Origin of the sequence: Streptomyces huasconensis (assembly GCF_021028635.1) — a bacterium.
In the GTDB taxonomy this organism is placed as follows: Bacteria; Actinomycetota; Actinomycetes; order Streptomycetales; family Streptomycetaceae; genus Streptomyces; species Streptomyces huasconensis.
The window spans coordinates 5,899,970-5,911,374 of the sequence record NZ_CP086119.1 but is presented as its reverse complement, the minus strand read 5'-3'; the positions used below and the strand labels follow the sequence as shown (position 1 = coordinate 5,911,374).

General features: G+C 72.6%; 6 protein-coding genes and 1 pseudogene. 3 read left to right on the top strand and 4 right to left on the bottom strand.

Going from position 1 to position 11,405, the window contains the following annotated elements; all coding sequences use genetic code 11:
- Positions 1-25 precede the first annotated feature (25 nt).
- The 3 genes and pseudogenes from J2N69_RS26995 to J2N69_RS26985 all read left to right on the top strand — a co-directional run.
- Positions 26-748: pseudogene (locus J2N69_RS26995) on the top strand (ABC transporter ATP-binding protein); the annotation flags it as partial.
- A gap of 542 nt (positions 749-1,290) precedes the next feature.
- Positions 1,291-2,463 (top strand): hypothetical protein, encoded by a 1,173-nt coding sequence (locus J2N69_RS26990; RefSeq protein WP_230903017.1) that lies wholly within the window; start codon positions 1,291-1,293, stop codon positions 2,461-2,463.
- Positions 2,464-2,591: 128 nt separating this feature from the next.
- Positions 2,592-2,996, top strand: a complete 405-nt coding sequence (locus J2N69_RS26985) for a VOC family protein (RefSeq protein ID WP_230903016.1) — start codon at positions 2,592-2,594, stop codon at positions 2,994-2,996.
- 66 nt (positions 2,997-3,062) lie between these two features.
- Here J2N69_RS26985 and J2N69_RS26980 read toward each other — a convergent pair whose 3' ends face one another.
- From J2N69_RS26980 to J2N69_RS26965, 4 genes are all read right to left on the bottom strand, one after another.
- On the bottom strand, positions 3,063-3,995 hold the full coding sequence (locus tag J2N69_RS26980) for a sensor histidine kinase (RefSeq protein WP_230903015.1): 933 nt from the start codon (positions 3,993-3,995) through the stop codon (positions 3,063-3,065).
- Positions 3,992-4,354 carry an STAS domain-containing protein gene (locus J2N69_RS26975; protein ID WP_230903014.1) on the bottom strand — a complete coding sequence of 121 codons (363 nt, stop codon included), beginning with the start codon at positions 4,352-4,354 and terminating at the stop codon, positions 3,992-3,994. Before J2N69_RS26975 ends, J2N69_RS26980 begins: the two co-directional genes overlap by 4 nt.
- Positions 4,355-4,436: 82 nt before the next feature.
- A complete protein-coding gene (locus J2N69_RS26970) occupies positions 4,437-6,923 on the bottom strand; it encodes a SpoIIE family protein phosphatase (protein WP_230903013.1) in 2,487 nt (828 codons plus the stop codon).
- Positions 6,920-11,323, bottom strand: coding sequence for a HAMP domain-containing protein (locus J2N69_RS26965; RefSeq protein ID WP_230903012.1), 4,404 nt, complete (start codon positions 11,321-11,323; stop codon positions 6,920-6,922). The genes J2N69_RS26970 and J2N69_RS26965 overlap by 4 nt, the downstream gene beginning before the upstream one ends.
- Positions 11,324-11,405 lie beyond the last annotated feature (82 nt).

Below are 11,405 nucleotides of genomic sequence, written 5' to 3'. Positions count from 1 at the left end.
ACTGATCTGAACCGAGGTGTACGCCATGGTGGCCCCGCCGGACAACGACGTGCTGTGGGCACGCGCACTGCATGTCACCCACAGTGGTTCCCCCGCCCTCACCGGCGTCTCGCTCGGTGTCCGCCAAGGCGAGGTCCTCGCCGTCAGCGGCCCGCGCGGCAGCGGCAAGACGACCCTTCTGCGGTGCCTCTCCGGCCAGTTGGTGCCTCAGCAGGGCGAGGTGTGGTTCAACAGCACCCCCGTCCACACGATGGGTCCGCTCGTACGCGAGCGGCTGCGCCGCGACCGCTTCGGCTGGATCGATCCCGCGCCGCACCTCGTGCCCGAACTCACCGCCTGGGAGAACGTCGCCCTGCCGCTGATGCTGCGCGGCGCCGCCCACCGCGCCGCCAAGCCCCTCGCGAAGGAGTGGCTGGAGCGCCTCGACGTCGGTACGTGCGCCCGTAAGCGCCCGCACGCCCTCCTCCAGGCCGAACGCCAGCGCGTCGCCGTCGCCCGCGCGCTGGCTGCCACGCCGTCGGTGATCTTCGCCGACGAGCCCACCGCGCCGCTGCACCGCGCCGACCGCGCGCACGTCCTGCGGACGCTCATGACCGCGGCCCGCTCGCACGGCATCACGGTCGTCCTCGCCACGCACGACCCGGACCTCGCCGCCCTCGCCGACCGCACCGTCCCCCTGCTCGACGGCCGCCGCGTGAGCACACTGCCACTGCCCCCGGTCACGGAGGTGCCTGCCGAGCCGGAGGGGGCGACCGAGCCAGAGGGCCCTGCCGAGCCGGAGGGAGCGTCAGGGTCGTCGGGGGCTGCGGGGGCGGCGAAGCCGTCCGGTGCAGGTGGCGCCGCGGCCAAGCGGCCTTCACGCCGAGCGCGGGCAGCGAGCCGGGCGCGGGCCTCGAGTTCCTCGGGAGCTTCGGCTCCGGAGAAGGCTTCCCGTACCTCGGGGGCTTCGGCGGCTTCGGCGGCTTCGGTGGCCGGGAACGCTCGGCGCCGAGCCCGCGCTTCGAGTGCGACCGGAGCTGGTTCGGCGGCCTCCAAGGCGTCAGGGTCCCCGGCGGCCGCGGAGCCCGGGAGCGCTTCCCGAACCCCCGCGGCCTCAAGCCCCGCCGAGGCGGCGAGTGCCGCCGACCCCGACGACGCGACCGCAGCGAGCACCACCGGCACCGGCACCGACGCCCCGGGCGCCGCAACCGCCACCAGCGACCCAGCGGCCCCCAAGGCCCCGGACCCAGAGGGCGGTGGAGCCGCGGACGCCGGCGGCACCCCTGCCTCCGAGGCGGAAGGCCGGGCCGCGTGCTCGCTCTCCGTCTAGCCCGTGGGGCGCGCCCGCTCGTGCAGCTGCGGCGGCTGCTCGTCGCCGCCGCGTCCGCGGGCACCGGTTTCCTGCTGCTGTGCACCCTGGCCCACGCGATGGAGCAGCCGGGGACCGGCTCCGTGCTGCGGCTCGCCTGGTGCGTCGCGCCGATCGCCGCGACCGTGCACTTCGCCGTCGCCGTGGCCCGCACCGACCCCGGCACCCGCCCCCGCCCCGGGCTCTCCGCGGTGGGCCTCGGCCCCGGCCGCCTGATGCTCCTCGCCGGTGTCTCCACGGCGGTGGCCTGCACCCTCGGCTCCCTGCTGGCGCTGCTCCTCTTCCTGCACCTGCGCGGCGACCTGTCGGGGCTGCCCTTCGACGGCGCCGCGGCCGGACTGCTCGCCGCCGACCGGCCGTTGCCGCTCGGCGCCGCGCTGACCCTGCTCACCGTGGTTCCCTTCGCCGCCTCGGCCGCGAGCGCCGCCGCGCTGCGGCCCCGGCCCGGCAAGGCGGGGGCGCGTACCGGCGACGGGAGCACCGAGGAACCGGACGCCCCGGCTCCGGCCCCGAGCGGTCTGCCGTGGGGCGTCGCGCTGCTCGCCGCGGGGCTCGCCGTGGAGACGTACGCGAGCGGCTCGGCGAGCGGGCCGGGCGCCGGGTTCCGGGTGCCGGGCGGGGCCGGTGGCGCCTCCGCGGGCGTCCTCGCCGGATGGGCCCTGACCGCGCTCGGCCTCGCGCTCGCCGGACCGGGCGTCACCTACCTCTGCGGCCGGGTCCTCCAGGCCGCGCGGCCCGGCGCGGTGCGGCTGCTCGCCGGGCGCGTCCTCCAGCAGGAGGCACGGCGCATCGGCCGCCCGCTCGGCGTGCTGTGCGCGGTGGCTTCGGGTGCGTACGCCTCGGTCGTCCTGTACGGAGGGCCGCGCCCCGAGGTCGGGCCGCTCACCGCGCTGGGCGCGCTGCTCGTCGCGGGCTGCGCCGTGCTGACACTGGCCACGGCCGCCGTCGAGGCCCGGCAGTCCCGCGCGCACACGACCGCCGCGCTGCTGCGGATCGGGGCGCCCGCGACCCTGCTCCGCGGCTCCGCGGCGCTGCGCGCGGGCGCGTTGACCGCCGTGTTCGCCCCGCTGACCTGGGTCGTCGCGGAGCTGGCGGCGCTGCCGCTGGGGCGTTGAGAAGACTCGTACGAGAAAAAGGTCGCGCCGGGCGATGAGTTCGGTGTCGAACGTGCGTCTAACCCTGCGAACGGCGGACGCCCAGGGCACGGCACACGCCGCACACACCGCACTCACCGGGAGACCTCATGTACCAGCAGATGATCTTCGTGAACCTCGCCGTGAACGACGTCGACGCGACGAAGAAGTTCTTCACGGGGCTCGGCTACACCATCAACCCGCAGTTCTCCACGGATGACTGCGCGTGCGTGGTCATCAGCGACACCATCACGGTGATGATGCTGGGCAAGCAGCGCTACGCCGACTTCACGGAGAAGGAGATCGCGGACTCCACGAAGACCAGCGAGGCGCTGCTGTGTCTGAGCGCGGAGAGCCGCGAGAAGGTCGACGAGATCGTCGACAAGGCGATCGCCGCCGGTGCCACGCCCGGCAAGGTCCAGGACTACGGCACGATGTACGGCCGCGCCTTCGACGACCTGGACGGCCACACCTGGGAGTTCATGTGGATGGACCCCTCCGAGATCCAGGGCTGAGCCGGACCCGGGCGCGCGCACTCCGCGTCCGGCGCGGGCGGCCCGCGCCGGATGCGGCGGCGACGGTCAGCAGCGGAAGTGGCCGTGGATGGTCGTGCCCTCGCCGGGGGCGGTGTGGATGCGGACGAGGTCGGCGACCACGTTCACCAGCAGCAGCCCCCGCCCCCCGCTCTGGCCGGGTGGCGGCGGGCAGCGGCCGGCGAGCGGGTCGGCCAGCAGCCCGGCGTCACGCACCTCGCACACGACGGCGTCGTCCTGGCGCCAGACCCGCAGCGCACCCGATCCCCGGCCGTGCACGACGCTGTTGGTCGTCAGCTCGGCCACGGCGAGGGCGAAATCGTGCAGCCGGGACTCGGGCAGGCCGAGTTCGGCCGCCCGGCCGGTCGCGAAGTGCCGTACGTCGGGCAGGGAGTCCGCCGTGTAGGACGTCTGCGGCACGTCGGCGGGCGCGGTCAGGGGCTGGTTGTAACGGGAGATCACCGCTTCGGGGGCGTAGGCCGCGCTGGTGTCGTGGGCACCGGCCTCGATGACCGTGGGATGCGTGGCGTAGGCGTCGTCCAGGACGGTCCGTTCCAGCCGCACCGCGTCATAGGGGCAGAGGATGGTCACCGCACGTCCCTGGAACGCCAGGTTGATCAGCGCCTCGTGCTGCACGCAGGCGGGGTACTCGGGCGCGGAGCGTCCGGCCCAGATCGGCTCGCCGATGATCCGCACCCGTCCGCCGGGGTGGGCGTCCGCGAAGGCACGCAGCACCCGCGGGATGATCCGTCCGGGATTGCGGCCCACCTGCGTCATGTCGAGGAGCTTCACCTGTGCGGCCCGTGCGCCCAGCTCGCCGCGGATGAGGTCGAGGTTGGCCCGCGGCACCGCCACCGCCACCGCCTCGCCCGCGTCCAGGCCCTCCTGGAGGAACGGGACGGTGCCCGCCACGTACTCCTCCTCGCCCCGGTAGAACAGTGCCGGGTGGACGAAGGGTTCGGTCTCGGTCATGGCGCTCATGTCGTGGCCACCTCGATTGCAGACAGGTCGGGCCAGAACAGCTCCAGCACACGGCTCAGGGCGGGCGGCGGGCTTTCCAGGACGAGCCGCTGCCCGCCGTTCAGGCTCCGGGCGGTCATGGCCAGGGCGGTGACGCCGGCCAGGTCGATGAAGGTCAGGGCCGACAACTCGAAGTGATACGAGTCGTGGGGCCGCTGGACCACCCGCTCCAAGGCCTGCTCCCACGCCATGTGCGTGGGCAGCGAGACCTCACCGGCCACTTCCAGGCCGACCCGGTCCGTCAGGGGGCAGATCTGCAGCCGTTCGCCGCGAGACATCGCTTCGCCCACCCCCTCTTTCCGCTCGTGCGGGTCGTTCACGTCGTCCTCCCGCTTCCGTCCAGGACGTCGCCCCCAGTATCCCCATTCCGGCCGGTGCCCAGCGACGCTCGTCGGCGGTGGCTCACAGGACCCGCACGCCGATCAGGCAGGTGTCGTCGTCGGTGTCGGAGGCGCTGTGCGTCAGCAGCCCGTCGAGCTGCTTCTCCAGGTCGGCGGCCGGGGAGCCCGCCGTGGTCAGCAGGCGGGCCAGGGAGTCCTGGACCGCCTCGTCACGGCGCTCGACGAGTCCGTCGGTGTACATCAGCAGGGTGTCACCGGTTTCCAGGCGCAACTCCTGCTCCTCGTAGTCGGTGTCGGCCAGGGCGCCCAGGAGGATGCCGCCGGTCGCGGGCAGGGGCTCCGCCTGCTGCCCGCGCAGCAGCACCGGCGGCAGGTGCCCGGCGCGCGCCCAGCGCAGGGTGTGCCGCTCCGGGTCGTAGAGCCCGCACACCGCTGTCGCCGTGACATGGGTGGTCAGGTGGTGGGCCACGATGTTGAGCCAGGAGAGCAGCTGGGCGGGTCCGGCACCGGTGACGGCCAGGCCGCGCATGGCGTTGCGCAGGACGACCATGCTGGTGGCGGCCTCTATGCCGTGCCCGGCCACGTCCCCCACGCACAGCATGATCTGCTTGGACGGCAGTGTGACCGCGTCGTACCAGTCCCCGCCGACCATGGATTCGGACTCCGCGGGCCGGTAGCGCACGGCGATCTGGAGGCCCGGGCTGGACAGCGGGGCCTCGGTGGGCGGCATGATCGCGTGCTGCAGCTGGAGGGTCAGGCGGTTGCTCTCGGCGGCCTGCTGTTCGGTGTGCGCCAGTTGGTCGCGGGTCGCCGCCAGCGCCACCTCGGTCCAGTGCTGGGACGAGATGTCCTGGTACGCGCCGCGTACGGAGAGCAGTCTGCCGTCGGTGTCGAGCACCGGTTCGGCGATCACCCGCATGTGCCGGGTGACGCCGTCGGGGCGTTCCAGGCGGAAGGCCGCGGAGGCGGACCTGCGGTGGTGCAGCACGGTGCGCAGGAAACGGCGGATGGTGGTGGCGTCGTCGGGGTGGGCGTACGAGGTGAGCGCCTCCAGCGGCACGGGCGGCGCGTCATGCGGTCGGCCGTACAGGTCGAACAGCTGGTCGTTCCAGGTGACTTCGCCCGTGGTGAGGTTCTCCTCGAAGCCGCCGATCCGGCCCAGACGCTGGGCGTGCTGCAAGAGGTGGGCCAGGCGTGCCGCCTCGTCCTCGATGCGCCAGATGAGCAGGACGCAGCCGCCGTGCCGGCTGATGCTGATGTCGGCGACCGCGGCGAGGGAGACCTGGCCGACCAGCGCGGTCAGGGTCATCCGGCGGGTGCGGAACGGCTCGCCGGTCGCATACACCCGTTCGATCTTCTCGAAGAGTTCGCTGCCGCCGACGGCCATGGGATAGGCCTCCAGCAGCCGCGCGCCGTGCACGGCGTTGCGTGGCCGGCCCGCGGGGTCGACGAAGCTGCTGTTGACGTGGTGGACACGGAAGTCCGTGAGCTGCCCGTCCGTGTCCAGGTGCGGGACCAGGACCAGGGCGGGGTCGTACAGCCCGTCCGCCAGGTCCACCAGTTCGGAGACGTCGGACGAGGGCACCCAGGCGTCCGCCGAGGGCAGGGCCGCGGCGGTGTCCGGGCGGCTCTCCAGGGTGTGGGCGCACAGCTCCGCCAGCGCCTCGATCTGGCGGAGGATCTGCGGGGGCTGCGGTTCCAGCGGGTTCGGCCAGCAGATCTCCAGGACGCCGTTGACGCGGCCGCCGGTGCCGACCGGGAGCGCGATACGCCCGCCCCTGGGGTGCCGTGCCCGGCCGATGGACGGCAGGCCCTCCGCGGACATGTCCGTGATGTGCACCGTCCGGCGCTCCGTCAGCGCCCGGCGGGCCAGGGTGGACACGCCGGGGGGTACGTGGCGCCAGCGGACGGCCTCGCCCTCGGCGAAGCCCGCGTGGCCCGCCAGGGCCAGTGACGCGTCGGCTGCCGCGCTCCACACGGCGACGGCGCAGGCACCCAGCGGGGAGAGGGCGTGGGCGAGGAGCGACTGGGCGGCCGCCTGCGTGTCGCCCGCGGCCAGGGCGCCGCTCTCCGCCGTCCGCAGGCGCACGCCGACGGAGGGTTCGTCCTGGTCGTCGGGCGGATCGCTGTTGGCCAGGCTGGCGAAGCCGCTGGCGAGCTCGGTGAGGTGGTCCTGGGACGACTGGTTGACGATGTCGGCGGCCAGCTCCAGCTGCGAGACGCCCGCCTCCCGGGCCAGCGAGGCCAGTTGCCGCGCGGCCGCGGCGGGACCGCACCGCAGCCGCTCGATCAGCACGCCCTTGGCCAGTTCGATCAGGGCGCGGCCATCGGCCGCCGCCTGCGCGGCGAGGATCTCGCCGCGCAGCCGCTCCACCGTCGCCGCGAGCCTCCCCACACCGGTGCTCTGCGCTTCCGCGCGGTCCACTGCGGTGCCGTCGGCTCCGGTGGTTTCCGCTTCGGTGCTCTCCACTCCGGTGGTCTCCACCCGGGCGCCGGGAACGTGATGGCCCGGTGAGGCGGGGCCCTCCAGGGGCTGTGAGGTGGTCATGGTGTGGTCGATTCCTCACTGATCCAGCGCCCGACACAAGCGATGAGGTCGTTGGCGTCGACGGGCTTGGTGACGTAGTCGCTGGCCCCGGAGGCGAGGCTCTTCTCGCGGTCGCCCGGCATGGCCTTCGCCGTCACGGCGATGATGGGCAGCGTCGCGTAGGCCGGGTCCTGCCGGATCTCCGCCGTCGCCGCGTATCCGTCCAGCTCGGGCATCATCACGTCCATCAGGACGAGGTCGATCTCCGGGTTCGCGCGCAGGGTCTCGATGCCCTTGCGTCCGTTCTCGGCGTGCAGGACCTCGATGCCGTACATCTCCAGGATGCCGCTGATGGCGTACAGGTTCCGGGCGTCGTCGTCCACGACCAGCACGACGCGCCCGGCCAGGCCGCCGACCGCCCGCGCGGGCTGCTCGCCGGGCTCCTCCCCGCGGACCAGGGGGACCACGTCCCCGGGCTGCTCCGCGGACAGGTGCAGCGCGATGCGTTCGCGCAGCTCGTCCAGGCTGGAGATCAGCTCCAGGGGGCGCGTGCGCGAGAGCGACTGCAACCGCTGCTCGTGCGCCGGGTCCAGTCGGCGGCTGTTGTGCGCGAGCACGGGCACAGACGTGACGGCGGTGTCACCGTCCATGGCGTCGAGGAACCGCAGCGCCTCGTCCTTCGGCATGTCCAGTTCCAGGACGACGCAGTGGCACGGGCCGGCGGCCAGGCTCTCGGCGGCCTCCACGGCACCGACCGCGGTGATGACCTCGAAGCCCGCCTCCGCCGGCTTCGCGGAGAGTTCGGCGCTGCCGGACAGGTCGGTGACGGCGCTCTCCGCGACGAGGGCCAGCAGGCCCCGCGACCGGCCCTCGACCACGAGCAGCCGGCGTTTCCGGTGGGGCGCCGGGGCCCCGTGGGCGCCCTGCCCGTGGGTGTCCTGACCATGGGCGGCCTGGCCATGGGCGCCCTGCCCGTCCCCGTCCCCGTCCCCGGCTCCGGCCGCGAGGGCCGGTGCGACGCGCGCGGCCGACAGGGCCTCGGGCCCGGTCTCCCATTCGGCGCGGGTCGTGGGCAGGTAGAGGGTGAACGTACTGCCCTGCCCCTGCGTGCTCGCGGCGACGACCACGCCGCCCAGCAGGTGGGCGATCTCCCGGCTGATGGACAGGCCGAGGCCGGTGCCACCGTACTTGCGGCTGGTGGTGCCGTCGGCCTGCTGGAACGCGCCGAAGATGGCTTCGAGCTGGTGCTCGGCGATGCCGATTCCGGTGTCCTTCACCCGGAAGGCCAGCATCGACTCGCCGCGCCGCACGGACGCCGGGACCTCGCTGTCCCCGGCCCGTTCGATGCGCAGTTCGACGCTGCCGCGTTCGGTGAACTTGACCGCGTTGGAGAGCAGGTTGCGCAAGACCTGGCGCAGCCTGGAGTCGTCGGTGCGCAGCTCGGACGGCACGTCGGGCGCCGTGCTGATGGTGAAGTCGAGGTTCTTCTGGGTGGTCATCGGGCGGAAGGTCGCCTCGACGTAGTCCAGCAGCTTGCGCAGCGGCACCGGCTCGGGGTTGATGTCCATCTTGCCGGCCTCGACCTTGGACAGGTCGAGGATGTCGTTGATGAGCTGGAGCAGGTCGGAGCCCGCCGAGTGGATGATGCCCGCGTACTCGACCTGCTTCGCGGTGAGGTTGCGGGTCGGGTTCTGCGCGAGGAGCTGGGCGAGGATGAGCAGGCTGTTCAGCGGGGTGCGCAGCTCGTGGCTCATGTTGGCCAGGAACTCCGACTTGTACTTGGAGGTGAGGGACAACTGCTGCGCTCTCGCCTCCAGTTCCTGCCGGGCCTGCTCGATCTCCAGGTTCTTCGTCTCGATGTCGCGGTTCTGGGTGGCCAGCAGGGCCGCCTTCTCCTCCAGTTCGGCGTTGGAGCGCTGCAGTTCGTCCTGCTGGACCTGCAACTCCGCGGAACGGGCCTGGAGTTCGGCCGTCAGCCGCTGGGACTCCTCCAGCAGCTCGTCGGTGCGGGCGTTGGCGACGATGGTGTTGACGTTCACCCCCAGCGTCTCCATCAGCTGTTCGAGGAAGTCCCGGTGCACGGGGGTGAACTGCTCGAACGACGCCAGCTCGATGACGCCGAGGACCTGCTCCTCGACGAGGATCGGTACGACCATCAAGCTGCCCGGCGCGGCCTGTCCGAGCCCGGAGGAGATGGTGAAGTACTCCGCCGGGATCTGGTTGACGGCGATGGGCCGTCTGCTGCGCGCCGCCTGCCCCACCAGGGACTCCCCGAGCTGGAAGCGCCTGCGGTCGACGCTGTCGACGGGGCGGCCGTAGGAGCCGACCAGGGCGAGTGCGGTGGACCCGTCCGTCTCCTCGACGAGGTAGAAGGCTCCGAACTGCGCGGACACCAGGGGGGCCAGCTCGTCCATCACGAGTTCCGCGACCACGGCGAGGTCGCGGTGGCCCTGCATCAGACCGGAGATGCGCGCGATGTTGGACTTGAGCCAGTCCTGCTCCTGATTGGCCAGGGTCGTCTCGCGCAGCGACTCGACCATGGTGTTGATGTTGTCCTTGAGTTCGGCGACCTCGCCGGAGGCGTCGACGGTGATGGAGCGGGTCAGGTCGCCCTCGGCCACCGCGCTCGCCACCTCGGCGATGGCGCGGACCTGCCGGGTGAGGTTGCCGGCCAGTTCGTTCACGTTCTCGGTCAGGCGCTTCCAGGTGCCCGACACGCCCTCGACCTCGGCCTGACCGCCCAGCCGCCCCTCGCTGCCGACCTCGCGCGCCACGCGCGTCACCTCGGCGGCGAACGCGGAGAGCTGGTCGACCATCGTGTTGATGGTCGTCTTCAGCTCCAGGATCTCGCCCCGGGCGTCCACGTCGATCTTCTTCGACAGGTCGCCGTTGGCCACCGCGGTGGTGACCTGGGCGATGTTGCGCACCTGGTTGGTGAGGTTGGTCGCCATCGAGTTGACGTTGTCGGTGAGGTCCTTCCACGTCCCGGCGACGTTGGGGACGCGTGCCTGGCCGCCGAGCTGGCCCTCGGTGCCGACCTCGCGCGCCACGCGCGTGACCTCGTCGGCGAACGCCGAGAGCGTGTCGACCATGGTGTTGATCCCGCCCGCGAGCGCGGCGACCTCGCCCTTGGCCTCGACGGTGATCTTCTGCGAGAGGTCGCCGCGCGCCACCGCCGTGGCCACCTGGGCGATGGAGCGCACCTGGCCCGTCAGGTTGGAGGCCATGACGTTGACGTTGTCGGTGAGGTCCTTCCAGGTGCCGGAGACGCCGCGGACCGTCGCCTGGCCGCCGAGGTTGCCCTCGGTGCCGACCTCGCGGGCGACGCGGGTGACCTCGTCGGCGAAGGCCGAGAGCTGGTCGACCATCGTGTTGATGGTCTCCTTCAGCTCCAGGATCTCGCCACGCGCGTTGACCGTGATCTTCTGCGACAGGTCTCCCCCGGCCACGGCGGTGGCGACCTGGGCGATCGAGCGCACCTGGTCCGTGAGGTTGCCCGCCATGCTGTTCACCGAGTCGGTCAGGTCCCGCCAGGTGCCCGAGACGCCCTTGACGTCGGCCTGGCCGCCCAGGATGCCCTCGGTGCCCACGTCCCGCGCCATGCGGGTGACCTCGTCGGCGAAGGACGAGAGCTGGTCGACCATCGTGTTGATGGTGTCCTTCAGCTCCAGGATCTCGCCGCGCGCGTTGACCGTGATCTTCTGCGACAGGTCGCCCTTGGCCACGGCGGTCGTGACCTGGGCGATGTTGCGGACCTGGTCGGTGAGGTTGCCGGCCATCAGGTTCACCGAGTCGGTCAGGTCCCGCCAGACGCCGCCGACGCCCGGCACCTGGGCCTGCCCGCCCAGCTGCCCTTCGCTGCCGACCTCGCGGGCGACGCGGGTGACCTCGTCGGCGAAGGCGGAGAGCTGGTCGACCATCGTGTTGACGGTCTCCTTCAGCTCCAGGATCTCGCCACGCGCGTCCACGTCGATCTTCTGCGACAGGTCGCCCTTGGCCACGGCGGTCGCCACCTGGGCGATGTCGCGGACCTGGGTCGTCAGGTTGCCCGCCATGGCGTTCACGTTGTCGGTCAGGTCCGCCCAGGTCCCGGAGACACCGGGGACGACGGCCTGCCCGCCGAGGGTGCCCTCGGTGCCGACCTCACGGGCCACACGGGTCACCTCGGAGGTGAACAGCGACAGCTGGTCGACCATGCCGTTGAAGACGGCGGCGATCTCCCCGATCAGCCCGTCGCCCTCGTCCGGCAGCCTCGTGCCGAAATCGCCGTCCCGTACGGCGGTGAGTCCCGCCAGGAGCTGCCTCAGCTCGCGCTCGCCCACTCCGCTGTCCCCGCGTGAGCGGCCCCCGCGAGAGCCGCCCCCGTGAGAGGACCGCGGTCGTGGGGCCGTCGGCTCCTTCTCGACCGCCGCCTCTGCCATGACCGACCTCGTTTCGCTCAGATAACACGACGAAAGGCCGCCGGGACGGGCCGCGCACGCGCGCCTGCCGGGGCCGTAAAAC